This is a genomic window from Phaeodactylibacter luteus (assembly GCF_007993045.1).
GTDB classification, from domain to species: domain Bacteria; phylum Bacteroidota; class Bacteroidia; order Chitinophagales; family Saprospiraceae; genus Phaeodactylibacter; species Phaeodactylibacter luteus.
Window position 1 is genome coordinate 1 of the sequence record NZ_VOOR01000038.1, and the last position, 24,900, is coordinate 24,900.

14 protein-coding genes and 1 pseudogene are annotated in these 24,900 nt (G+C 54.1%); 9 read left to right on the plus strand and 6 right to left on the minus strand.

The genetic code is table 11. The features are described 5' to 3' along the window. Positions 1–777 (plus strand): annotated as a pseudogene (locus FRY97_RS22435) (hypothetical protein); the annotation flags it as partial. Further along, positions 767–1,513 (plus strand): hypothetical protein, encoded by a 747-nt coding sequence (locus FRY97_RS15890; protein WP_147168548.1) that lies wholly within the window; start codon positions 767–769, stop codon positions 1,511–1,513. The pseudogene FRY97_RS22435 and the gene FRY97_RS15890, both read left to right, overlap by 11 nt. A gap of 68 nt (positions 1,514–1,581) precedes the next feature. Here FRY97_RS15890 and FRY97_RS15895 read toward each other — a convergent pair whose 3' ends face one another. After that, complete coding sequence (locus FRY97_RS15895; protein ID WP_211356891.1) at positions 1,582–1,755, minus strand: hypothetical protein; 174 nt, start codon at positions 1,753–1,755, stop codon at positions 1,582–1,584. A gap of 265 nt (positions 1,756–2,020) precedes the next feature. Between FRY97_RS15895 and FRY97_RS15900 the strand changes: the two genes are divergently transcribed. Both FRY97_RS15900 and FRY97_RS15905 read left to right on the plus strand, forming a co-directional pair. Then, the gene (locus tag FRY97_RS15900) at positions 2,021–2,911 is read left to right on the plus strand and encodes an RHS repeat-associated core domain-containing protein (protein WP_147168582.1); all 891 of its coding nucleotides are present in this window, start codon (positions 2,021–2,023) and stop codon (positions 2,909–2,911) included. Beyond that, the gene (locus FRY97_RS15905; protein WP_147168550.1) at positions 2,890–3,372 is read left to right on the plus strand and encodes a hypothetical protein; all 483 of its coding nucleotides are present in this window, start codon (positions 2,890–2,892) and stop codon (positions 3,370–3,372) included. The genes FRY97_RS15900 and FRY97_RS15905 overlap by 22 nt, the downstream gene beginning before the upstream one ends. A gap of 1,342 nt (positions 3,373–4,714) precedes the next feature. On the opposite strand, the gene FRY97_RS15910 is transcribed toward FRY97_RS15905, so the two are convergent. Beyond that, positions 4,715–6,115 (minus strand): c-type cytochrome, encoded by a 1,401-nt coding sequence (locus tag FRY97_RS15910; RefSeq protein ID WP_147168551.1) that lies wholly within the window; start codon positions 6,113–6,115, stop codon positions 4,715–4,717. Between the two features lie 414 nt (positions 6,116–6,529). Here FRY97_RS15910 and folP point away from each other — a divergent pair, with 414 nt between their 5' ends. The 4 genes from folP to FRY97_RS15935 all read left to right on the plus strand — a co-directional run bounded on the left by folP (position 6,530) and on the right by FRY97_RS15935 (position 14,841). Next, positions 6,530–7,372, plus strand: coding sequence for a dihydropteroate synthase (gene folP, locus FRY97_RS15920; protein ID WP_147168553.1), 843 nt, complete (start codon positions 6,530–6,532; stop codon positions 7,370–7,372). Next, complete coding sequence (locus FRY97_RS15925) at positions 7,372–8,763, plus strand: hypothetical protein (RefSeq protein ID WP_147168554.1); 1,392 nt, start codon at positions 7,372–7,374, stop codon at positions 8,761–8,763. Before folP ends, FRY97_RS15925 begins: the two co-directional genes overlap by 1 nt. 70 nt (positions 8,764–8,833) lie before the next feature. Continuing rightward, positions 8,834–9,802 carry a YheT family hydrolase gene (locus FRY97_RS15930; protein WP_147168555.1) on the plus strand — a complete coding sequence of 323 codons (969 nt, stop codon included), beginning with the start codon at positions 8,834–8,836 and terminating at the stop codon, positions 9,800–9,802. A 113-nt stretch (positions 9,803–9,915) separates the two neighbouring features. Beyond that, positions 9,916–14,841: a translocation/assembly module TamB domain-containing protein gene (locus FRY97_RS15935; RefSeq protein ID WP_170254688.1), complete on the plus strand. Its 4,926-nt coding sequence runs from the start codon at positions 9,916–9,918 to the stop codon at positions 14,839–14,841. 302 nt (positions 14,842–15,143) lie between these two features. Here the strand turns inward: FRY97_RS15935 and FRY97_RS15940 are convergent, their stop codons facing one another. Together FRY97_RS15940 and FRY97_RS15945 are read right to left on the minus strand one after the other, a co-directional pair. After that, entirely contained in the window at positions 15,144–16,655 is a 1,512-nt protein-coding gene (locus tag FRY97_RS15940; protein WP_147168557.1) for a SusD/RagB family nutrient-binding outer membrane lipoprotein, read from the minus strand. Positions 16,656–16,691: 36 nt separating this feature from the next. After that, positions 16,692–19,763, minus strand: coding sequence for a SusC/RagA family TonB-linked outer membrane protein (locus FRY97_RS15945; RefSeq protein ID WP_147168558.1), 3,072 nt, complete (start codon positions 19,761–19,763; stop codon positions 16,692–16,694). Between the two features lie 463 nt (positions 19,764–20,226). Between FRY97_RS15945 and FRY97_RS15950 the strand changes: the two genes are divergently transcribed. After that, entirely contained in the window at positions 20,227–22,098 is a 1,872-nt protein-coding gene (locus tag FRY97_RS15950) for an FAD-dependent oxidoreductase (RefSeq protein WP_211356893.1), read from the plus strand. Here FRY97_RS15950 and FRY97_RS15955 read toward each other — a convergent pair. Next, positions 22,092–23,213 carry a glycoside hydrolase family 10 protein gene (locus tag FRY97_RS15955; RefSeq protein WP_147168559.1) on the minus strand — a complete coding sequence of 374 codons (1,122 nt, stop codon included), beginning with the start codon at positions 23,211–23,213 and terminating at the stop codon, positions 22,092–22,094. The genes FRY97_RS15950 and FRY97_RS15955 overlap by 7 nt on opposite strands. A gap of 513 nt (positions 23,214–23,726) precedes the next feature. Next, on the minus strand, positions 23,727–24,899 hold the full coding sequence (locus tag FRY97_RS15965; RefSeq protein WP_147168561.1) for an AGE family epimerase/isomerase: 1,173 nt from the start codon (positions 24,897–24,899) through the stop codon (positions 23,727–23,729). Position 24,900 lies beyond the last annotated feature (1 nt).

A 24,900-nucleotide genomic window follows, 5' to 3' on the forward strand; every position in this document is an offset into this window, starting at 1 on the left:
TTGGCAGAGGAGCGCGCATGGATGACACCGTACAACTATGTCCAGAACAACCCGATTTTGAGGATAGACCCCGACGGGGCGCTGGACAGCCCGATATTTGGTAGGGATGGAAAGTTTTTGGGGACAGACTCTAAAGGCTTTGAAGGGGATATTGTCATTATGGATGAAGATAAATACAACCTCTTGACAAAAAACGGTGAAGAAACTTTGGATCATGGCCAAGTGATGAAATGGGCTGAGTTTAGTCCGCATGCACAAACCTTAGATAATTATGTTGCCAATGATTTTGACTTGAAAACGCCAGAGGACAGAGCGTTTTTATCAAAAGTCTTCACTAACCTTTTGGGCGCAGCTAATGATGCCGGGATTATCGATATTGATATGTCATCCCTTTCAGGAGGAAAGATATGGGTAAACCCGGGATATTTTCCGAGTTCAGATGCACTCGATAAACGGGTGATAATTGCGAATTCAGATCATCCTGCAGGTAAGATGTATATCGCTGCTTTTGTTCATTCTGCAAGTCGGACAGAATATAAAAGCGGTATGAGAAAAGGCACACAGAGTCTCTGGTATATGGGAGATTCGGGGAATGCAATAAATATTTTGGGGGTTCATGAACCATTGCATGGTCAGCGTGGATTTCGAGGCGATGATAATGCGACTCATGTAAATATATATAGAGAAATTCTTAACAATTCAAGATATAGTAGGTCCCTTCAATTAACAACTTTGGAATACAGAAATTCTCTTCAAAAATTTATCAATGAACACTAGAAGGTATAAAGTCAGTCTATGCTTTTTATTATTGATGCTTCTTGGCTGTAATGAGGAAAAAAGAGGTATTCAAGGAGAATGGAGCCTCAATAGCAATGAAATTGAAAAGCCTTTGCCTTCAAAACTACGAGCGATGTTTATATATGATTACCCTTATAGTTATAAGGAGAAAATATATATAACAGATACCCTTTTGGAATATCCACTAGGCTTTTCCGATGAGGAGCGCTGGCCACAAAGAAATTTTCTTTATTTTCAGATCAAGGAAGATAAAATGGTGATAGAGGGGGATACGGTTGATTATAAACTTGCCCAAAAAAAGTTATGTATCGAGAACCAATGTTTCAATCAGTCAGATACAGGTATGGGCTTGAGGTTTCAATACGTTGATTTACAAGTGAAATACGAAAGAAGTTTGTCTATGGGATTTAAAGTGGAGGAATCTGGCGAGTTTAATCTGTACCACTCTGAACTGGAAGAAAGCAGAAAAGGATTTATCCCTTTAGAATCAATAGATTACTTGGCAAAGCTGGGGGGGAGGTTGAAAAGAGAACAGATGAATAGAATATATAATGTAGGGGTTTCACATGCAAGAGAATATGAGTTGTTTATAGTCTTGAACGATGAATCATTTGCTGTTAAGACATTTGGCTTAGATGGCAGATTACCTTTTGAAATGAGGGCTTTTATACACAACCTAATTAAAAGTGTTGAGGAGGAAGTGAAAAAGGAGTAATACCTGTTTCACTTAAGTCTTTTTTTCGGAAAAACTGAAACCTTGCCTCGCCACACAGTGAGGCTTTTTCATGTCAAATTAATCTTAGCGGCCTTGATAAAATGGTCCACGGTCATCAGCAGGCACTCTTTTTCTTTGGAAGGCAGGTTTAAAATATCCTGTAGCCGCTGTAACATAGCAGGGCCTTTGAACAAGTCCGCCCTGTCGGTCTCGCCAAGCAGGTAGCCCACGGCAGCATCCAAAATCTTCGCCAGTTTTTTAGCCGCCTCGATCGAGGGGGCATCTCGTCGCGTTCGTATTTACTGGCCGTATACCCGCTCCAATCTCCCCCAAAAAACCCTATCTTCCCCTTCCAAGTTCATTGAAAAGCACCTGCCCCACCGCACCCTAAGCGAAGCGGGCTACCGCCTGCCCGGCCACCTGGGCAACACCACGGTGCTGTTCAGGGATGCAGACGAAGACGGTCAAATCGCGGCAGAAGGCAGCGGCCCTGGGGCCGGGGAGGTGATGCAGCGGCTATGGTACTACCCCTTCGGGCTGCAGCTGCAGGGGATAGGGCGTGACGAACCTGCGCCTGCCCACTTGTACCGCTACAACGGCAAATCCTGGGACCCGGCCTCCGGCCTGTCGGATTATGGGGCGCGGTGGTATGATGCGGGCAGCGGTAGGTGGAGTGGGGTGGATCCGTTGGCAGAGACGATGCCGTCATGGAGTGGCTATACTTATGGCTTTGATAATCCGATTCGGTTCATAGACCCTGATGGACGTGCACCAGAAGATATCTATGTGTTTAACTCTGACGGAACATTTTCGGGAGAGGTGATAGAAGCTCCTGGAGAGGACGTAGGTTTAATTCGTGACTATCAGGGACAAGGGTTTGATGTTGAGTTTACTTTTGCAGACCCTGAAAATTTTCCAAGTTTACTTGTTACACCAGCCCAACTCGAAGAAATAGGATTACCATTTGATGAAAATGGTCAAAACTATATTGATAGGGTTGAAATAGTTGGGAAATTTGATATTCAAGGGGAATTAATGAATGCAGGTGTTTTTGACCCAAATCCTGGAGCTTTAGTACAGCTTTGGACAAAAAGCAGGGGGTTTGATGCGCCCATTGATTTTTCTGCGAAGGGTTCATTATTAGATAGACAATCAACTTTATTCTTAACAGAAAATAAGAATGGAGAATATGTTGGTCATGATTTTAGGAACTATGGAAACTTTTTATGGGGAGCAACTACAAAATTTTGGGGTATCCCTAATTTCATAGCAAAAATTGGAGCAAATACTGATGCTTTACTTAATGAAGGACAGTTAGATACCAGAGATGACCAATATTCTATACAATTAGGTAGACAATACGCAAAACAGATGCAATGGAAAAGAAGGTCATTTTAGTAACATTAATATTTTTGATGCTCGGCTGTTTTGGCTCTAAATCTACTAATGGTTTGGAAAAGGCAGAGGATTTTTACAATAAAAAAAAAGACGTTGATTTTGAAATGTTCAAGTGTTTCAATATTCTACAATGGAACCAAAATCGAAAAAACTACAGAGAGGAATATCATATAGAGTTTTATCCAAACTGTCGAATAGGCGGTTATAAAGCTTTAAGAGGAAAGGTAAAGTTTGAAAACGGTAAACCTATATTTCATTCAGAAAGCCTAAGGAAAGATGATTTACCTCCGCAATTATTAGAGGAATTTTATCGCTTGCAAGTATCAAACTTATTTTATAAAAACCCTGATAGGTTAGAATTGGCTATATATCCTGATGTGAGGTTGTTGAAAAGTTGTGAAGAAGAAAAGGAAGGCTATTTAAGTTTTGATAACTGCTGGCATTATAAGGTAATAGACTGAAATAAAGAGCCTCACCAATACGGTGGGGCTTTTTACATTATGGACTGAATTTTTCTGGCTCTATGTGAATTTGTGTGGGTGCCCAGCAATTCTCAATTTGATAAATCGTCCCTGCGCGCCTTATGATATCCGTCCCTCTCGCCGACGGAAAAGAAGACAAGGTGCCTTGGAGACCGGGCGATTTTACAGGCAGTGCTGCGCGAGCTTAAGACCAGGATACAGGATGCGAGATACTATGTTAGCACCCGCCTCAGGAGGCTTTTGTCGAGGACCTGCATTTGGGCGATCCCTACCAAATCATGCAGCGAAACTTCCAGCACAGCCGGCAGTTTGGTGTCCGCTTCTGTTGAGGGCAGTATCTTGCTATCCCCCCCAAAAAACTTCTCTTGCGCGCTACCAAGTTGGGCGTAAACCAAATTATCGCAGGCGTTTATGTTTTCCGGGCTCTAGTGCCTCAAGCCATAAACCCTTGACACCCCAAGTTTCGTTATTTTCTGCCTACTCTTCGTTAAAGAACCGCTCCTTTAGCTCGGGCTAAAGTCGCGAACCTTCGCCTTGATTAGCCGGAAAATAACTTCAACTTAAGTATCAGAAGTATATGACTTGAGGCACTAGTGCCTCAAGCCATAAATCCTTGCCACCCCAAGTTTCGTTCTTTTCCGCCTACTCTTCGTTAAAGAACCACTCCTTTAGCTCGGGCTAAAGTCGCGAACCTTCGCCTTGATTAGCCGGAAAATAACTTCAACTTAAGTATCATAGATTTATGGCTTAAGGCACTTGCCTGGCATTGGCCTAGCGCTGCGAAGGGGTGGCCGAAGGCCAGACCCGACGCCTGTAGGGCGAGGGGCCGAGCGGACAGCGAGCCCCGGAGCATAGCGGCACCTGCCCGCTGGCAGGGGCAGGCCCCTTAAAAAAACGACAATCTGGTTTGTGCCCCACATCTTAGCGCATATCTGAAGCTCGGCCCCATTGCCAATCCAACGCTTGATGCCCGCCTGCAGGCAATGCCATTCGATATAAACCCTAGATTTTCAATGTAAAACCACTCCAAACAAGCCCTGAACTTCTCAAAATCCACCTTATGCTCAACACCCGGCTGCATTTCCTCTTGCTCTTGCCCGTCCTGCACCTCCTTATCCACAGCTGTGCGCCCGCTCCAGAAACAGCGCGTGATCCTCCCGCCGTCCGGCGTAGGTTTCGCCTACGCCGTATCATTATCAAAACTCCGTTTTGCGCAGGTTTTACCTTCGCCGCAGCGCAATCAGAACACTGTTTTGCGTATATTTTGGAAAATCTAATTAACAGCAGGTCATGCCTACGAGGTTCACGCTGGGGCAGCGCGCTACAGGGTCTTTAAATATTCAATCACTGCGCTGCGCTCTCGAGGGCTCAGTTCGTCCCCAAAGGTATGGCCTTGATTGCTGTAGCCTGGCAGGCGGGTATCAAAAGCCCATTCCCCCTTGGCTTCTTTGGGTGAGGTATACCTCCACCCCAGGGCATTGTGGTCGTAATCATGGCTATCGCCCGTGCGCTCCCACAGGACTGGGCGGGCTTTACTGTTAAGGAGCGCATCCACTGTGGGCACACTGCCGTTGTGCAGATAGGGCGCAGTAGCCCAAATGCCATCGAGGGGCGGTGCCATATAGCCCAGCTCTGGCTGAAAGTAAGAACGGGGGGCCGATTGGGCGAACCAACTGCTGTTGTACCATTCCACAATGCCGCTGTTGAAGGCATAGTTGGCGTACATGGGGTCCGTGCCGACCAGGCTGAGGGATATCAGCTTGTTGGGGTAGGTTTCTACGGCCCCGTAGGTGCCGTGGCAGCCGCTGCAGTGCTCTTCAAAAAGGGCCCGCCCCTGAGCGGCCAAGGGCGCATCGATAGGGCCTGGGTAGGGTGGGGGCTCAAGCTCTTGCAGCCAGGCCAGCACATCTTTAAACCCAATGATCGCTTGCCGCGCGGCGGTGCTGTCTGGTATGCCTAGCACGGAGGCTTGAAAGAGCAGCTTGGTAAAATCGCCCCGCCCTATGCCATTGTAGTAGAGGGCGTTTTTCTTTTTGACGTGCCATAGGGGGGGCACATCTGTGGCAATGGTATACGCCATCATAGGGTAGTTGGGGGCTTCTTTCCAAGTCAGGTCAACGGGGTCCCGCTGCCGCATGCAAGCCTCTGCCAGCCGGAAGGCAGGGTTGGCCCCCGGCTGATTGGTCTGAATGTAAGGGGCCATAGCGGCAAAGTAACGGGCGAAGTCTTCATAGGCCTCCCACTCCGGGTCCGATTTTTTGTACTTCAAGCTCATGCCCACTTTCATGGCCTTGGCAAGCGGTTTGAAGCTTTTCTGGAAGGCGGAATAGCTGTTGCCCAAGCCAGGCAACAGCTCCCCGTTGATCCGGCCGGCATGGCAGGTGAAACAATTTCCGCTCAGTACGGGCACGCCATTTTCCGCAGCAGGGAAAACGCTCAGTGCATAGGGCAGGCTGCCGTTCCTGCCCTCGCGCAGTAGCACTGAATCGGGCTTGTTGGGCAGGCGTTTTTTGAAAAAATCATACGGTACGCCGCTGCCAATATAAGCGCCGCTGCCTATGAAAGCATAACCGGCTTCGGGGTCGCCCCCTGTTTGTTGGGCAGAGGCGGCAATGCGCTTTACTTTCCAGCTGTCGTCTGTCCGGGTGCCGGGCAGTTCCCGGTAGCGCTGACAGGCAAAAAGTATGAGCAGTAGCAAAGCGGCAGTGAGCAAGGTACGCATAAGGAAAAGTGGTTGTCCAATTGAATGTTCTTCGGGCAGCAGGGCAATGCTTGGTATGGGCGCAAACCCGATCGTTATTTTTTTGATGGGGCCTGCCCCTGCCCGATGGCAGGCGCCGCTATGCTCCGGGGCTCGCTGTCCGCTCGGCCCCTCGCCCTACAGGCGTCGGGTCTGGCCTTCGGCCACCCCTGCGCAGCGCTAGGCCAATGCCAGGCTGAAGCCCCAAAAGCATGAACGACAGCGGTGTTCTGTTTCGCTCCCCCCTGTACTGACTGCCTAACCATCAGATAGGAGGGAAGGTTGAGCACAGCAGGCCATTTTCTGCAGCTGCCCCTGATCAGAGGTTCTGCTAAGGGATATCTTTAGATTCCTTACCTTTGCAGCTGTAGAAGCGGGCCCACAAAATGTACTTCCATGCTCAATCCTCGACTGACTTTAAATTGCAAAGGGAGGCTGCTCAGCCTCCAAACGCCTCAAGTGATGGGGATACTCAATGTCACGCCCGATTCCTTCTACGATGGGGGCCGCTTTCGCCACCTCGATCAGGCGGTAAAGCAGGCTGCCCAAATGTTGAACGAGGGGGCGGCCATCATCGATGTGGGCGGCATGTCCTCCCGCCCGGGCGCAGAGCTGATCTCTCCGGAGGAGGAGCTGAAGCGGGTCCTCCCCGTTGTGGAAGCCGTAAGCCGAGCATTCCCGGAAGCTATCATCAGTGTGGATACCATCCGCTCAAAAGTGGCAAGAGCTGCGGTGGCCGCAGGTGCGCATATGATCAACGACATCTCAGCGGGCGCTTTTGATGATGCGCTCTATGCTACGGTGGCAGAGCTCGGTGTGCCCTACATCCTTATGCACATGAAAGGCAGCCCCAAGACAATGCAGGAGCAGCCGGCATACGCCGATGTGGTGCAGGAAGTGCTGGATTTCTTGATTGCTGAAATCGGGAAACTTAGGGCTCTTGGGGTGAAGGATATTATTGTGGACCCCGGCTTTGGCTTCGGCAAGTCGGTTGCCCACAATTATGCCCTGCTGAAGCGCCTGCACGCTTTTCAGGTGCCGGAAGTGCCGGTTTTGGCTGGGCTGAGCCGTAAATCTATGATCTACAAAGTAACGGGGGGCGACGCCCAAAGCGCCCTGCCGGGCACGGCTGCCCTGAACATGGCCGCCCTTCAGCAGGGCGCCCGCCTGCTCCGGGTGCACGACGTCAAGGCCGCCGTTGATGTCATTTCACTCTGGAAAGCCCTAGAAGAAGCCTGATGCAGTTGGAATATATGACCGAGCAGGAGGTGAAACGGGCCACGCTCCGTTTTCTGAAGCACCATTACCGGTTCCGGGAGCGGCAGGGGGCTGCTACGCTTACGGTAGATGTAAGGGGGGAAGGGGGGATTGTAGCCGACGGGCTCTACGCTTTTACCCAGAAAAACGGGGAGCTCTTCCGGGCTACCTTCGAGGCGACTGCGATAGACCGCCAAGGGGAGGTACGGTTCCGGAAACAGCCGGGGCTGATGTGGTGGGATGCTGCCGCTTTGTCGGCCATCACGGCCCTTGCCCTCCTCTTCTGGGCGCACCAGGCTGCTGTGCTGACCGTGGCCGAGCTGACCCTCACCGGCAGTATCGCCCTGCTGATTGCGGTTTTTTCCGCAGGGCTGGCCACCTACCGTTTCCTCATCGGCTGGCACAGAAGGTACCGCTACATCTATGCCATAGAGCAGTTCAAGCGCTATTATGCCAATGAGCAGTGGATCGCCTTGGGGGAGGGGGTGTTCACAGATTTTGAACGCGACCCCTACTTCTTGGAATTGCAGAATCAGTGCCGTTACCATGGCATCGGCCTATTGGTCTTGAAAAACCGTCAGGAGCCCCGCCTGCTGATGACCCCTTCGCGGACGGATACCTTCAAGAGCAAACGCAGGAACGTACAGCTCCTCTCCCAAGCTGATGTCAACCGCTTGTTTGAAGCAGGCAACCTGCCCGCATGGCTGCGGCAGTTCGATGCCGAGAATCTCAAGCGCTTTCAGCAGCAGTACAAGTATCAGGCTTTGGTATGTTTGCTGTCGGCCTTGCTCGCAGCCGGGCTGTTGTACCTTCAGTCTCAAAAAGCCGTTACCCGGATTGTAGAGAGCGAAGAAGCGTACCAAGAGCGGGTGGCCCTTGCCCGTCAGCGCAATGAACAGTATACGCAGCCCCTGGAGTTCAGGATAGATACGCCCTTGGTATGGCCTTACCCCATCCGCAGCGACCTGCAGGCGTACCTCGGCCCACAGCTGCAGCCTGAGCCGGCCAGGCCTGTTGCTAAAAGCCAAGGCGCTTCTCCCATAGAAGCCTTCATCGCCAGCCAGGCTACCGTTTATGATTGTTCCCGCATCCGCCCACTGGACGAAGTCGGGTATATCGTACAGGAAGGGGTATACGCTTCGTTCACAGCCGCTATGTCGAGGGTAGCCACGCTGGAGTCTTATGGGTTTACGGCAAGTGCCGTCTGGCTGGGCTGCTTCGATGAGCTCGAGAACGGTTATGCCCTCTATTTTGGCCTGATTTTTACAGATTTGGGCCATGCCCGCCGTGCCCTCGAAGGCTATGAGCGCCGCTTGGGGGATAACGTCCTGCAATTGAACTTGAACATTCGCTCCCTTAACCCCGTAAAATAGTGTATGGGGCTGTTATCTTTGCACTGGATTTTCCAGCCTGTTACTTTTTTCGCAAAACCATTTGTCTTTTATGCCAGTCGTCAACTCTTCTTCCTACAAAGTCCGCGGGCTGTTCCGCAACCGCCACGTCAATACCATCTATCCGGCCTTTTTCCGCCGGGTCGATGGCGTAGCTTATGAGCGGGAGCGGATCTCCACCCCCGATAAAGACTTTCTGGACCTGGACTGGTCTGTGGAAGGGCACGACAAGCTGGTCATCGTATTGCACGGCCTGGAAGGTTCTGCAGACCGCCCGTATATCCGTGGCATGGCCCGTTACTTCAATGAGCGGGGATGGGACGCCCTGGGCGTGAATTTCCGGGGCTGCAGCGGAGAGCCGAACTGGGCGCTGCGCTCCTATCATATCGGAGAAACTGCTGATCTGCAGCACATCATCGCCCATGCTCTGGGCACTGGCCGTTACCGCCACGTCGGGCTGATCGGGTTCAGCCTTGGCGGCAACGTAGTGCTCAAGTACTTGGGCGAAGGCAATGAATACCCCAAAGAACTGGTGGGGGGCGTGGCGTTTTCTGTGCCCTGCGACGTCCTTTCGGCCAATACGGAAATTGATAAGCTCTACAATTGGCAGTACCGTCAGCGCTTCCTGGTCACCCTCAATGATAAGATGAAGGAAAAGGCAGCGCGCTTCCCCGGGCGCATCAAACTGCCTGCGCGCATGCCCCGCAATTTTATCGACTTTGACGATCAGTTCACCGCACCTATACACGGCTTCCGCGATGCTGAAGATTATTGGGTGAGCAGCAGCAGCATACACTTCATCCCGAGCATCCGGCATCCGGCCCTTTTGGTGAATGCCAAAGACGATTCCTTCCTGAGCGAGTCCTGCTACCCTTGGGAGCTGGCCGAGGGGCACCGCGCTTTCCACCTTGAGGTGCCAAACTGGGGCGGCCACGTCGGGTTTGTAACCCGCAGCAAAGATGGGCAGTATTGGACCGAGCGCCGGGCTTATGAGTTCCTTCGGGATAGCCTTCCGCATTAAAAGGACGTTAAACTGTAGCTAAGGCAGAGAAAAACCCGTTGATAGGAGTTGTATAGGGTGGGCAAACCTGTGCGCTGTCACAGGCTGGAGCCTGCCAAATGTTAGCGAAACGCATGGAAGAACCAAAAGCAGAGCAAGAAACAGGCGGGGCGGCGCAAAAGCGGTCTTGGGCTGGCAGGGCCTGGCACTGGCTAAAGCGCTTGCTCCTTAGCCTGGCTTTGCTGCTGCTTTTGCTGATGGGCATGCTCCAGGTGCCTGCAGTACAAAACTGGATTGCCGGCAAAGTGACCCGTTCGCTGAGCAATGCCCTGCAGACTACCGTCACCATTGACCGCCTGAACGTGCGCTTCCTCAATCGCCTTATCCTGGAAAATTTCTACATCGAAGACCTGACGCCTGGAGATACCGCAGTTTACAGCCGCCGGCTTTACGTCAACTTCAACATCAACCCTGTCGTCTTAGCCAGGCAGGGGCTGGTGGTGGAAGAGCTGGCTCTAGACAGCGCTACGGTCAATTTGCGCAAAAAAGTGGGGACGGCACAGAACAACATCCAAACCTTGCTCGGCCGGTTGTCCCCCCCGGCCGATACCGTGGGCACAACGGCAGCGAAGCGCCCCTTCAGGCTAGGGGTAGAACGGTTGTCCCTTTCTCGTGTCCGCTTTCTGAAACAGGACGAAGATTGGGGGCAGCGGCACGAAATGTACCTTGCAGAGGGCGAGGCTACTTTCGAGTCCTTCAACTTGCCTCAAAAAACCATCCACGCCAAAAAAATCACCCTCAAGGGCCCTTACATCCGGCTGGATGAGTACGAGCGCAAAATTTCTGAAGCGGATTCTATCGCCTTTTTTGCCCCCGAGGCCCAACCCTCCGCGGCCATTGCCGATGCGGCATCAGCTCCTGTGCAGCCCCTGTATATCACAGCCGAAGCCATTGACGTGGCCGGTGGCAAATTCTCCCTCCACAACTGGCGCAACGCACCCGTCAAGACAACACCCGCTGATATGCTGGACTACCAGCACATGGACGTTTTCGATATCAATATTGCTTTCCGGGACATGTCCTTTTGTTCAGACAGCCTCGATTTCGAAGGCCGTATTGAAGCCTTCAACCTGCGCGACCTCAGCGGGTTTGTCCTCAATGAGCTTTCCGTTAGCTGGGGCAGGGTATGGAACCACGGCCTGCGGCTTTATGGCCTGAACCTCGCTACCCCCAATAGCGAAATTGGGGATACCTTGTTTTTCGATTACGACACCTACGAAGACTTTAAGTCATTCCCGGATGAAGTCCGGATGGAGGCCCGCCTCAATAATGCTTCCGTCACCCTCGACGACATTATGACCTTTGCACCGGGGCTTGAGGGCAACGCATTCTTTACCGCCAACCGCGAGCGCAGCCTTTATGTGGATGGGCTGATAAAGGGGACCGTCAACAACCTTGATGCACGGGATATGTACATCGCCCTGGAGAACCGCAACTTCGTGGCACAGGGCAACTTGAGCACCCGAGACCTGACTTCCCCCGATTTCCGGACCATCAACTTGCGCCTGAGGGAGCTTAGGACCAATATGCGCACCCTGCGGCAGCTTTTCCCACAGTTCAACCCTCCCGAGGCTTTCAACCGCTTGGGCTGGCTCTATTTTACCGGCAGTTTCGACGTGTTCTTCTCAGATTATATTGCCTACGGGGAGCTTAAGACTGCTCTGGGGGGCGCACGGATGGACATGCAGATCAAGAACCTCAGCCGGGGGCGGGAACGGGCAGCTTACAGTGGCAGCCTGGACCTGATCGACTTTGACTTGGGCGGGTTTGCCCAAAACCAAGACCTGGGCCTGGTCAATTTCTCCTCCAGCGTACGCAATGGGGTAGGGCTTACCGCCGAAAGCGCTAGTGCCGACCTGAGCGCAGAGGTCGGGAGCTTCCTCTACCGGGGCTACAATTACGAAAATGCCACCCTGACAGGAGTGCTTAAGAAAAACCGGTTTGAGGGGGATTTTAACATCCAGGATGAGAATATCGATTTCTCGTTCCAGGGCGAGGTAGATCTTACGGATACAGTGCCCGCTTTCAATTTTGATGCATCGGTCAACCGCTTGGTCATGCAGCGCCTGAATTTGTCCGAAAAAGACCTGGTGCTTTCGGGAGACCTCAGCCTCGACCTCCGCAACAGCAGCTTGTCTGAGCTGGAAGGGGCTGGGCAGGTTGCAGGGTTCCGCATCCTCCACCGTGGGGTGGATACCATCCTTGTAGAAGGTGTCAGCTTCCGGTCTTTCTTTCTCCCTTCCGGGGAAAAGCAGTTTGTTGTGGCGTCTGACTTGCTGGACGCGAAGCTGAGCGGCAACTTTGATATCGAAGACATTCCCGGTGCTTTTATGGGCTATCTAAGGCGCAACTATACCGGCTTTTTTGACCGCCTGGGCCTACAGCCGCCGAGGAGGGACGAGCGGGAGAACCGTTTTTTTTACCGGGTCGATATCAAGGATACCAAAGGCATATTGGGGCTGTTCGAACCCCGGCTGGGCCGTATTTCCGGTGCCAAACTGGAAGGGTATTTTGACAATGAGCGGGATTCCATACTGGTCTCTGCCAGCATCCCGCAATTCCGTTTTGGCAACATTCAGCTCAATGAGGTAGGGCTGTTCTCCCGTTTGGAGGACAGTACGGGCTCCCTCAGTTTCATGGTCAGCGAGCCCGTGCTCAACGATAAGCATTACCTATCGCCTATCCGTATCTTGGCAGACTTGGACCGGGATACCCTAGACCTTGCCCTGGCTTATCAGTCAGAGGGGCTCGCGCTGCTAGACAACCTCAATTTGAATGCTCAGCTGTTCCTGGCGGACAGCCTCAACTATCAGCTGCGGTTCGATCAGTCGAACCTCATCCTGCTGGAGACCCCCTGGCTTATCGAAGCCGACAACTACATCATTTTCCGCAAGGGGTACATCTCTTCTGAAAACTTTGTGCTGTCCAACAAGGAGCGTACCATCCGGCTTGAGACCAAAGGGCAGAAAGGGCTGCGGTTGGCCATGGAGAAATTTGATTTCAGCTTTATAGACGAAATTTGGGACTACAACGAGCTGGACTTCGGAGGGCCGTTTAGCCTCACCGCAGAAGTAGATAACATCTTCGAGATGAAAGGGCTGCAGGCGGTCGTCCGGGCAGATACCTTTTGGGTCAATGAAGACGACTGGGGCGCACTGCGCCTCGATGCTTCTGCTAAAGACTTGCAAAGCCCCTACCGGGGCTATCTGGCACTGACCAAAGATACTGCTCAGCTCATTGCAGAGGGGTATTACAATCCGCAGGACAACCCTGGCCTCCAAACGTTCTACCCCCAAGGCAACCAAGCCCGTTTTTTTGACATAGACATTGATGTCACGAGCTTCCCTGTGGATATCGCAGAATATTGGCTGGCAGGCACTATTACGGGCACAGAGGGCCGTTTTGATACCCGCTTGGATATCTACGGGTTCCCAGGCGAGCCCCACATTGGGGGGACGGTGGCCGTGCGCAATGGAGCGACCACCATTGATTTTCTTAAAACGCGCTACCGTTTCCCGGAAGGCACCATTTATGCCCAAGATGGGCTGTTCGACGCCACCGGCACCGTCGTTTACGACAAATACGGCAATACAGCTAGGGTGCAGGGGGGCGTAACCCATGAGTACCTCAAGAACCTTGGGCTAAGGGCCACGCTAGAGACCGATCGCTTCCTTGCCCTAGATACTGGCAAAGAAGACAATGATCTGTTCTATGGCCATGCCCTAGGGCAGGGCCGGGTAGCGTTTGACGGCCCTATGAATAAAATTGACATCTACGTCAACGCCACTGTGGGGCGGGAGACCCGCCTCGTCATTCCGGTCAGCTATGGCTCGGAGGCTTCCGAGCTCAATTTTATCAACTTCACTCAGCGTAAGCAGGAAGCAGAGGAGGGCGGCAAGGCACAGGCTGCGCCTGCCGGCGTTGACCTGGAAATGGACCTCGTCATCACGGAAGAAGCCCGTGGAGAGATCATCTTCGACGAGCAGGCTGGCGATATCATTAGGGGGAAAGGGAGGGGGAATATCAGGATTTCGGTGCCACGTACCGGGGAGTTCCAGATGTTTGGCGATTATGTTATAGAAGAGGGCGACTACCTCTTTACGTTGTACAACGTAGTGAATAAAGACTTCGAAATCAAGCGGGGCGGCGTGATTACCTGGTCGGGAGACCCCTTCGAAGCACAGATACAGCTCGAAGCCGAATACTCTGGCCTGGCTACTCCGGTCGCCAACTTCATACAGGAGTACCTGATCGATGCGCCCGAAGACCTTCGGCAAGGGGCTAGCCAAGCTACTGATGTTGACCTTACGATGGACCTCCGCGGCGACCTGCTCAAGCCGGTCATCAATTTCGATATCAGCTTCCCGCAGCTGACTGGGGGGCTGAAAACAATGACCGACAGTAAGCTGCGTATCCTCAAACAGGACCCCAACGAGCTGAACCGGCAGGTCTTTGGCCTCATTGTGGTCGGGCAGTTTTTGCCAGCCGACCTGGCCATACAAGGCACCGATATTTTTTATAATACCGTAAGCGAGTTCATCTCCAATCAGTTGTCTTTGCTATTGACAGAGCTGTTTTCTGAGTTTTTTGGAGAGCAGAGCGCTTTGTCGGGCATTGATTTTGACATCGCGTACAACCAGTATCAGACGAACTTCGGCAGCGATGCCAATTTCCGGCGGGGGGATGAATTCCAGGTCCGGCTGCGCCAAGAGTTTTTCAACGACCGGCTGACCATCCTAGTGGGCGGCAATGTGGATATAGGCAATAATGCCAGGGTGCCGGAGTCGGGTGGCACTTTCGTGGGCAACGACGTGGTCATTGAGTATGTCCTCAACCGAGACCGTACGCTCAAGCTGCGCATTTATCAGCGCCTCGAGCCCGATATCGGCGGGGGCAGCCGGCTGGAAATTGGCTCCGGCATCAGCTACCGCAAAGAGTTCGATTCCTTTAGCGAGTTTTTGAAGAGCTTCCGCAAAGCAGGCCGCAAGGTGCGGGACTAGCCTGCTGTAGTTCCCAATAAAGGCGTGAGCCCAAATGCCGCAGGCGCTGATGCTTTTCGGGCTTTAGCCTGGCATTGGCCTAGCGCTGCGCAGGGGTGGCAAGCCCGACAGGGCCGAGCGGACAGCGAGCCCCGTAGCATAGCGGCACCTGCCCGATGGCAGGGGCAGGCCCCCAATAAGCCCCCGATCAGGCCGGCACATAAAAAAGCCCCCACAATTTCTTGCGGGGGCATCTCCTTAAACTCAGTAGCTTGGTAAAAAAGTAATAGATTCTAATTTATTGCCGGCTGGCTTTGGCCATGCTAGCGGTCCCACCAAACGGGGATCGTCATGTGGGTAGCAAAGTCGGTGCCCAGGCTTTGGTTGTTGAGTGCAGCCTGCATATTCGGGTTCACGCTGAGCTCGCCCTGTGGCAATACGAGGCGCACAGGGATAGTGCCACCAGTCACGTTGCCAGGGTAGTTGACGGGCGTCAGCTCCGGGTAGCCGGTACGGCGCCAGTTGGCGAAAGTCTCGTACTCGTTGAGGAAAGTCGCTGCCCAGTACTGCTCGCCGATTTGGCGCATGGCATCGCCGCTGTCAAAAGGGTTGGCCGCAAGGTAGGCGTCGATGTCTGCATCGCTGATGGCGAGGCTGGCATCATAAACTTCCCAGCGCTTCATGGCCGCACGTACGCCATTGGCATAGTGGCCGGCTGCATCGGAAGCGCCCCAGCCACGTACAGCAGCTTCAGCCTGCAGCAGTTCTGCTTCAGCTACAGTCATGAACATCATAGGGGAGGATACGCGGACGATAGCCTGGTTCACCCTGCTAAAGTCTTCGATGTCTGTGCCAGTAGGGTTGTCGAGGATAGTCGTATTATCCAGCCCGTTAGGCAGGCCTGTGAACTCGCCAGTGTTGACGGCAGGGCTCGCGATAACCGTCAGGCGGGGATCGTTGTGGTCTTTCATCCAGTTGATGAACGTCTCGCTGATGCGTGGGCAGTTTTCGCCCGCAGAGCCATTAGCCAAGTCGAGCACTTCGCCTATGCCGTTCATATTGATGCCTTCTGGCCCGTTGGTGTGCTCAATGAAGGCATCGTCGCCAGGCTGAAGGGTGCCACCTTGGATGGCTTTCTCTACCCACTTTTGAGCTTCTGAGGCGTTCACCTCAGACAGCCGCATGCCCAAGCGCAGCATCATGGAGTTGCCAAAGCGGCGCCATTGGTCTACATTGCCGCCGTAGATGAGGTCTGCTTCTTCAAATCCGCCCTCGCCCAGCTGTGCTACAGCCTGCTCCAGCTCGTTGAGCATATCCATGTAGATCGCTTCCTGAGCATCAAAGGTAGGCCGGTCAACACCTTCCAGGAAACCTTTGCCAGCCTCGAAGTAAGGGACGTCCCCGTAGAGGTCGGTCAGGCGGTGGAAGATCACGACGCGCCAGATGCGTGCCATGCCGAGCATCGTCTGATCGCCAGCCTCTCCGCTCTCCAGCGTCACGATCAGGTCTTGCATATCGCGCACAGCCTGCTCGTACTGACGGTCGAACAAAGAAGAGGCGTAACCCGCGTTGTAGGTGTATTTGTCGCCTGTCCAGTAGCTGCACAGGGCTGCCATGTGCTGCATCATCATGGAAGAATAGATGAGGCTGGCCCGCCAGTTTTCATAGCGCTCACCGGAGGTGCGCAGCTGTATGAAGGTGAACTGGAACTTAGGGTTGATCTCATTGGCGGCGTTGGGGTTGGTATTGAGCTCGCCAAACCCTTCGTCGCAGGCGGTTGTGGTCATCAGGAGCGCCACCGCCAGGAGAAGTATATTTTTGAATCGAAGTTTCATGTTTCTTAGTTTTTAGATTAACGGAAAGCGCATCGCTTAGAACTTCACGCCGAGGTTGAACTGAACCGTGCGGGTAGAAGGCACCCCAAACATTTCCAGACCTTGGGCATTGGATACGTTGTAGGTAGATTCTGGGTCAATGTTTTCCGCTTTCTTCCAAAGGATAGCCAGGTTACGTGCTGCTACGCTAAGGGAGACGCCGCTAACTGGCAGTTTTTGGATGACACTGCGTGGGAGGTTGTAAGAAAGTACGACCTGGCGCAGCTTAGCGAAGTCAGAGTCGTAGATGAACTGCTCAGTGATGCTTCCACCGATGCGGCCGTAGTAGTCTTCTACGTTAGCAGCTTCGATAGGGCCGATGCCTGTTTCCCGCCCTTCCAGGGTGTTCTTGTGCAGGCCGCGGGTGTAAGCGAAGGCATTGGTCGCAGAGTAAATTTTGCCGCCCATGCGCATGTCGATCAGGAAGCTCAGGCTGAAGTTTTTGTAGTTGAACGCACTTCCGATGCCCATGGTAGTTGGAGCAACGCCTGTGCCGAAGTAAGTGAACTCGCCTTGCTGTGGCAGGCCATCTGCGTTGACAACGATGTTGCCCGCTTCGTCCCGCTGATAAGCAAAACCAGCCACTTGGCTGTAAGGGAGGCCTTCCACGTGCTCGATGTAAGCGTTGCGCGTACGGCTTTCGTCTGCGCGCAGGGTCTCTTCGTCGCCCTCAGGCGTCAGGAGGCGCTCAACGAGGTTCTCGTTGTGGGCAAAGTTGAAGTTGATGTCCCAGCTGAAGTTCTCGTTTTTGACCGGTGTGCCGGTCAACAGCAGTTCCACCCCTTTGTTGGACATGGAGCCGATGTTCACAATTTTAGACGTAAAGCCTGAGGTAGCGGAAACAGCAGCGCTGATGATATCGTCCTCTGTAGCGCGGTCGTAGTAAGTGAAGTCGGCGGTCAGACGGCCGGTGAACATGCGCAGGTCAAAGCCGATCTCCATTTCCTTTGTCACAAGCGGTACGAGGGCCGCATTCGGGATAGATCCGTTGGTGATGTAGCCCAGGGGATTGCCGAGGTGGCCTTGGCCGAAGATGCCGTAAGTGAGCGCCAGCTGATAAGGCTGTGCTGCTACGCCCGGGCCAGAACCAGTGGCGTAAGACGCGCGGATTTTAGCAAAATCGATAGCGCGGGGCAGTGCCATAAGGTCAGAAAGGACAACACCGACGCCAGCGGAGTAGTACCCCTGATTGTTCTCTCCGCTGCCATCAGGGGCAGTCAGGGTAGAGAACCAGTCGTTGCGGTAAGTACCGCTCAGGTAGATGGCGCGCATCAGCCCCACTTCAGCAGAGCCGTACAAGCTGTTCACCTGGTACTCGCCGAAGCCGAAGGTCACGCTGCGGTTGGCGGTATTGTTGATGCTGTGGAGGAAAGGCACGTTGAAGTTGCTGCCGCTGCCGCCCAAAGTCTCATCAAAGTTGCGCTGTTGGTTGCCGCCAGCCATGATGGTGAGGGAAAGGTTGTCGGAGATGTCTTTGTTGTAGCCCAACAGGATCTCCGTGTTCAGTTCCTGCACCTCGCGTGTGGTCTCGCTGATCTGGCCGTTCGGGCTGTAAGCGGTGCCAAACGGTGTCAGGTTGCGTGCCCGGTAAGTGAAGCGGTCGAGGCCGATGCGGCCACGTGCGAAGAGGTCTTCAGTGATGTCGTACTGAATTTGAGCCTTGCCCATGAGGCGGTCCTTACGGCTGTCGTTCTCAAACTGGTACGCAGCCCAGTAAGGGTTGGTGACGAAAACGTTGTCGTTGAACTGGAACTCCGTCCCATCAGCGTTGGCGCCAAGCTTATCCGCATCGCCTTTGAGGTCTTCTACGTTGATGCTTGCAGGAAGAGAAAGCGCTGTGTAGTTGGCGTTGCCCGGGGAGTCAGAAAGCCGGGGGCGGTTGTGCGCTTTTTCGTTGACATACATCGCCATGATGCTGGTCGTAAAGCGCTCGCCCAGCTTCGCGTTGGTGTTCAGCGTGAAGTTGCGGCGGGTCAGGCCAGAGTTCGGCATGATGTCCTCGTTGTCCAAGTTGGAGGCCGAGAAGCGGAAGTTCGCCCGGTCGTTGCCGCCAGAAAGCGTCAGGGTATTGATGTAAGAGAGCCCGGTGCGGTAAAAACGGCTGGCGTTGTCTCCGGCATCGCTGTACGGGCGGGAAACACCGTCGAACTGAATGACACTAGAGCCATCAAGCGGCGCTCCCCAAGCATACAGGCCGTTGGCCAGCGCTTCCGCTTCGGTAGAAGGCTTGAGGCCGTCGCGGCCATGGCCATACTCCCGCTGGAAGTCGTAGGTATTGTTGAGGGTCTCTGTCCGTACCTGCGTATTGAATTCTACCCCGATGCCTTTGCGGGCTGCACCGCTTTTGGTCGTGATCAGGATCACACCGTTGGCAGAGCGGTAGCCGTACAAGGCTGCTGCAGAAGCCCCCTTCAATACAGAGATGCTTTCGATGTCTTCCGGGTTGATGGAAGAAATGCCATCGCCGCCGTCAGCGCCGCCCCACATGCCTGCAGAGCCCAAGTTGGTGTTGTCGATGGGCACCCCATCGATAACATAAAGCGGCTGATTGGAGCCGGACAGGGAGTTGTTGCCCCGGATCAGCACGCGGGAGGAGCCACCTGCACCTGTAGCGGTAGAGGCTACGTTCACCCCAGCCACCTTGCCGGCCAGGGAGTTGACCACGTTGGTCTCCCGGGCTTCCGCGAATCCGTCAGGGGATACTTCCGAAACGGAATAGGTAAGGGCTTTCTTCTCTTTTTTGATGCCCAAAGCGGTTACCACCACTTCGTCCAAGTTGACCCCGGCAGAAAGCGTGATGTCAATGGCTGTTTGGTTGCCCACTTCCACCTCTTGGGTCTCAAAGCCAGTGTAGCTGAAAACCAGTGTAGCCCCATCCGCTACTTTAATGGAATAGTTGCCGTCCAAGTCGGAAAGCACCCCGTTGGACGTCCCCTTTTCGAGGATGTTGACCCCGATCAGGGTTTCTCCGTCGTCACCGGTAATGGTGCCCGAGACAGTCTGCTGGGCCACCAACGGAAAGGCCAGCATTGCTAAAAAGCAAAGGGTCGTTAGTAGTTTCTTACTCATTGTTTTGAATTTTGTTGGTCACAATCATGAAATAAGGTTTAGCTGGACTGAAGTGACTTCCCCCTTGTAAGGGCACATCGCATCAGGCAGCTAGTGAAAAAAGGTTTAGTTTGATGATATAGTCGCTCATTCATGATATCCTCACAGGCCGGCCTAAGGGCAGTTGTAGTTTGGTTTTTCGCTGTTTTGTGCCGGTTTAGGTCAATAGGTGGGCTTTCTGGGGTCAGGCTTTGAGATTTTATGCGGCTATAGTATTGTATAGCCATCAATTATTGCTTTCAAGGTACTAATTTATGCATTATTGTTAGATTAGCACAATTATTTGCACAAAATTGTGTGCGCACACAATTTTTAAAGCCGGATGGGCAGGGCCGAAAAAAGTAAGTATTAGTGCGCTTTTGTGCCGATTAGGGTGCGGTTTTGTGCGCTTTTGGTTTTGAAAGGACCTTAAAATCTTTATGCTATGATGCGAAATCTATTTTTCCTGTTGGCTTTATGGTTATTGTCAGGCTGCGCCAAGCCCGATGAACCAAGGGAGTATGATGTGGCCGTGCTGGGTTCGGGCACAGGGGCGATTGCTGCCGGTTTGCAGGCTGCCAGGTCTGGCGCCCAAACCTTTTTGGCGGGCCCCATGCCCTGGCATGGCGGTATGCTCACATCAGCCGGCGTGAGCGCAATCGATGGCAATCACCATTTGCCTGCCGGCCTGTGGGGGGAATTCCGTCAGGAGCTCTATCAGCACTATGGCGGGCCTGAAGCTGTTGCTACAGGGTGGGTCAGCATGACACAGTTCGAGCCTCACGTAGGGGCGGCTATTTTTGAGAAAATGGCTAGGGGCGAGCCCAACCTCACTGTGCTCAAGGAGCAAAAATGGGGCAGCATCAAGCGGGTAGATGGCTTGTGGGCCATTGAGCTCCCAGGCCAGGGAGCCATCAGGGCAAAGGTGCTCATCGATGGCACCGATCTGGGCGATGTGGCTGCTGCCGTAGGCGCTGCTTTTGACTTGGGCATGGACAGCCGGGAGGATACCGGAGAGGCCCCTGCTCCGCAAAAGCCCAATTCCATCATCCAAGACCTGACCTACGTAGCGGTCCTGAAAGATTACGGGCCAGGCCAAGCCCCCTTGCTGCAGGAGCCGCCCGCCTACGAGGCCGCCGAGTTTTTCTGTATTTGTGAAGACCGGTGCGCGGAGCCCGGGAAATTGGCCTGCCAGCAGATGTTGGATTACGGCAAGCTGCCCAATGGGAAATATATGATCAACTGGCCGATAGAGGGCAACGATTATTATTACAACCCGGTCGGGCAGACAGATGCCCAGCGCATGTTGGCCTATGAACGGGCCAAAGACCAGACCCGGCGCTTTGTCTATTATCTGCAGCAGGAGCTGGGCTATACCCATTTAGGGCTTGCAGACGACGAGTTCCCTTCCGAAGACCGCATGGCCCTCATGCCTTACCATCGAGAAGGGCGGCGTGTGCACGGCCTCGCACGGGTGGGCCTCCAGCATATGCTCAACCCCTACACTGCCCCGCTGCCCCTTTACCGTGCTGCCATCGCGGTAGGGGACTACCCGGTAGACCATCACCACGATAAAAACCCGGTAGCGCCTGCCATGGAGTTCCCCCCTGTCCCTTCCTTTAGCATACCGGCTGGCAGCCTCGTCCCTAGCGATGTGCCTTGGCTGCTGATAGCGGATAAAGCCATAAGCGTGACGAACGTGGCCAACGGCTCCACCCGGCTGCAGCCGGTCATCCTGCAAGCCGGGCAGGTAGCGGGGCTTATGGCTGCACTGTCCGCTGCCCAGGGCATCGCCCCTTCAGAGCTGCCTGTGCGGTTGGTACAGCAAGCTGTATTAGATGCGGGGGGGTATCTGCTGCCTTTTTACGACCTGCCTGCGGGCAGCCCACATTTCCAGGCGGTGCAGCGGGCTGCTGCTGCAGGCCTCCTCCTTGGAGAGGGGGAGCCTTATAAATGGGCTAACCGGACCTGGATCTTTCCTGATTCTGCCCTACAGACGGCCGCTCTGCTGGCCGCGTTTGAAGAGGTGGGCGCTCCAGCTCCAACTGGCACAGCACAAGGCCCAGTCTCGCTCAGGGCTGCTGTCCAATGGCTGGATGGGCTTTCTGCTCATTGGCAGGCCCCGCTGGGCTGGCCCGAAGATGGAGAAGGGCGGGTAGCTTATCTGCAGCAGTTGGCAGAAAAGGCCGGGTTGGGCGTTTTGCCCCCAGCGCACAACCTTACCCGGGCGCAGTGGGCTGTGCTGGCCGACGAGCTGCTAAAGCCTTTTGAACACGCCCCGGTAGATATGTCTGGCCGTTGGCTGCGTGGTCAGTAGAGCTGCTCGAAGAAGGCTGGGCGTTCCCTGAGGCCTTCGTAAAAGAAAAATACTTCGCCTTGGATGCCTTCCTGCCGGTTGAGGCCGACCATTTGCTGCAGCAGGGTGTCCGGGGCTACATATTCGCCAACTTTGAGCAGTATGCCTGGTGCAAGCAGGGCTTTGCCCTCTGGGGCAAGCTGCTCTTGGGTAATGTCTAAAAGTGCTTTTTTGTAGGCAGGGAAGTCGTAGCGGTAGACCTGCGGTATGATCTCATCTGCCCATCCGTTCCTGACCCATGTAGGCCAGTCCTGAAGGTATTCGTATTTGCTCCAGGGGTAAATACTGGGGGAGAAGGAGCGCACAAGGCCGGGCGACTCCGCTTGGAGCGCATCGGAGAGCGTGCCCATAAACTGGTTCAGCAAACCGGCCCGCCAGGCCACCCAAGCGGTATCCTTTGGGTTGGCAGGCGGAGATAGCCCTTTGTGTGCGGCCTGGTAAAGGGCCACTGTCAGGCTGTCGTAGCCTGCTGTTGAGGGCAGGGCCGGCAGGCGGTCGTCCCCCTGTATGCCGTCTATATCATACCTGCGGGCTACTTCTAGTGCCAGCTGCCGGATAAAGCTTTGCACTTCTGGGTCGAAGGCGTTCATCCATTGGAAACCGTTTTTGGAGACGATGGCCCCTGCAGTGTCCCTGGCCGCCCATTTGGGGCGGGCACGCAACAGGTGGCCCCCATCGGGCTCTTCATAAGAACTGGCAAATCCGAATTCGAGCCAGGCAATGACCCGGATACCCTTGGGCCGGGCGAGCTCAATGAGCTCTTGCAGGGGGTCGCGGCCTGCAAAACGGGGGTCGATGGGCTTTCCAAAGAGGCTGTCCATCAATGGGCTGGGGTAGAGGGTGTACCCCCGGTTCCAAGTACAGGTATATATCGTGTTGAACCCCCATTTTTCGCATAGCCTGACTACTTCCTGCAGCCCTTCCCGGCTGTCCATGGCGTCACTGTCAACATTGGTCAGCCAGAAACCCCGGACGGGCGGAGGGCCAGGTGCTGTTTCTGGAGCGGGCGCACAGCTGTGGATAAAGAGGTGCAGGACGGGCAAGAGCAAGAGGAAATGCAGCCGGGTGTTGAGCATAAGGTGGATTTTGAGAAGTTTAGGGCTTGTTTGGAGTGGTTTTATTTTGAAAATCTAGGGTTTATATCGAATGGCATTGCTGGCAGGCGGGCATCAAGCGTTGGATTGGCAATGGGAATGGACTCCAGATAAACGCTAAGATGTGGGGCGCAAACCAGATTGTCGTTTTTTTGGGATGGGCCTGCCCCTGCCTCCGGGCAGGTGCCGCTATGCTCCGGGGCTCGCTGTCCGCTCGGCCCCTCGCCCTGCAGGCGTCGGGTCTGGCCTTCGGCCACCCCTGCGCAGCGCTAGGCCAATGCCAGGCAAGTGCCTTAAGCCATAAATCTATGATACTTAAGTTGAGGTTATTTTCCGGCTAATCAAGGCGAAGGTTCGCGACTTTAGCCCGAGCTAAAGGAGCGGTTCTTTAACGAAGAGTAGGCGGAAAAGAACAAAACTTGGGGTGGCAAGGATTTATGACTTGAGGCACTAGAGCCCGAAAAGCATAAACACCTGCGACAGTTTGGTTCATGCCTAAGATGTGCGGAGCGCTTCCAAGGCCTGCCAGCAGCCCCACAATGCACGGGGCACATGAAAGCAGCCCTTCCATTTCCCGCCTTTGGCGGTGTGCAGCGGTGTGCCTTCCCTCTTTAGGTAGCCATACCATTCTCCGTACTCAGGTTCTGAAAACCGCGGCCAGGAATAGTGGTGCAGCTTGAGGAACCAATCCGCCAGCCGGCTGTCTTTGGTCTGTACATAGGCTTTTAAAACGGCTTCCAGGGCTTCTAAGTGCACCCACCATAGTTTTTGGTCCCACTCCAGCTGTTCGGGCGGATAGCCTTTGCGGTCCAGGAAGTAGTACAGCCCCCCATAGGTGGTGTCCCAGCCAAAGTCGAGCATATGGAGTATGCGCTGCCCGGCTTTTCTGCAGAGCTTGGCATCTCCTCTCCTCGCGCCCAGGTCGATGATGAAGCGCATGGCTTCTAAGGCGTGCCCGGGGTTGATGAGCCTCCCGGGGAAAGAATCGCTCAGCCCGCCGCCGGGCTCCACATTTTCGAGCACCAGCCCGGTTGTCGGGTCAAAAAAGACTTCCATCACGGTGTGGATGCACTCGTCTATAGTCTGCTCAACGAGTTGGGGCTCAAGCAGGGGCTCAAGCTCCAAGCAGAGGTTGCACAAGATCATGGGCAGGGAAAAGCCCTGCAGTGCCCGCCCGCCCGGCACTGCCTTGTTGTAAATGCCCTTGGGGTTGCCACGCCGTTCCAGTATTTTCCGGAAGGTAGCAGAAGCGGTCTCTGCATAGCGCGCTTCCCCCGTAGACAGGTACAATTGCCCGAAGGCCATAGCAGCGAAGCAGTCTGAGAAAATATTATAGGGCTGTACCAGCGGCCGCCCCTGCCGGCTGAGGGAAAAGTACCAGTCCCCATTGGGCGCCCGGCCGTGCTTCTCCAGGAAATCGGCGCCGAGCATTGCCATATCCAGCCACTCCTGTTTTTGCTCCAAGCGGTTGTAGAGCATAGAAAAAGTCCAGACTTGGCGGGCTTGCAGCCAAACCATTTTGTCGGTATCGTAAACTTGGCCATTGCGCAGCAGGCAGGTGAAATAGCCGCCATGCTCTGGGTCCGGGCTGTGTTTTTCCCAAAAGGGCAACACTTTGCCGAGTAGTTCGTCCCGGTAAATAGGGCTGTAGTGGTCTGCTGTGGTCATT

Bases quoted from the DNA above. Each gene is read 5' to 3' on its own strand.
- FRY97_RS15900 (WP_147168582.1), top strand. From the start codon at position 2,021: ATGCAGCGGCTATGGTACTACCCCTTCGGGCTGCAGCTGCAGGGGATA.
- FRY97_RS15935 (WP_170254688.1), top strand. From the start codon at position 9,916: ATGGAAGAACCAAAAGCAGAGCAAGAAACAGGCGGGGCGGCGCAAAAG.
- FRY97_RS15910 (WP_147168551.1), bottom strand. From the start codon at position 6,115: ATGCGTACCTTGCTCACTGCCGCTTTGCTACTGCTCATACTTTTTGCC.
- FRY97_RS15905 (WP_147168550.1), top strand. From the start codon at position 2,890: ATGGAAAAGAAGGTCATTTTAGTAACATTAATATTTTTGATGCTCGGC.
- FRY97_RS15945 (WP_147168558.1), bottom strand. From the start codon at position 19,763: ATGAGTAAGAAACTACTAACGACCCTTTGCTTTTTAGCAATGCTGGCC.
- FRY97_RS15930 (WP_147168555.1), top strand. From the start codon at position 8,834: ATGCCAGTCGTCAACTCTTCTTCCTACAAAGTCCGCGGGCTGTTCCGC.
- FRY97_RS15965 (WP_147168561.1), bottom strand. From the start codon at position 24,899: ATGACCACAGCAGACCACTACAGCCCTATTTACCGGGACGAACTACTC.
- FRY97_RS15955 (WP_147168559.1), bottom strand. From the start codon at position 23,213: ATGCTCAACACCCGGCTGCATTTCCTCTTGCTCTTGCCCGTCCTGCAC.
- FRY97_RS15940 (WP_147168557.1), bottom strand. From the start codon at position 16,655: ATGAAACTTCGATTCAAAAATATACTTCTCCTGGCGGTGGCGCTCCTG.
- FRY97_RS15950 (WP_211356893.1), top strand. From the start codon at position 20,227: ATGATGCGAAATCTATTTTTCCTGTTGGCTTTATGGTTATTGTCAGGC.
- folP (WP_147168553.1), top strand. From the start codon at position 6,530: ATGCTCAATCCTCGACTGACTTTAAATTGCAAAGGGAGGCTGCTCAGC.
- FRY97_RS15890 (WP_147168548.1), top strand. From the start codon at position 767: ATGAACACTAGAAGGTATAAAGTCAGTCTATGCTTTTTATTATTGATG.
- FRY97_RS15925 (WP_147168554.1), top strand. From the start codon at position 7,372: ATGCAGTTGGAATATATGACCGAGCAGGAGGTGAAACGGGCCACGCTC.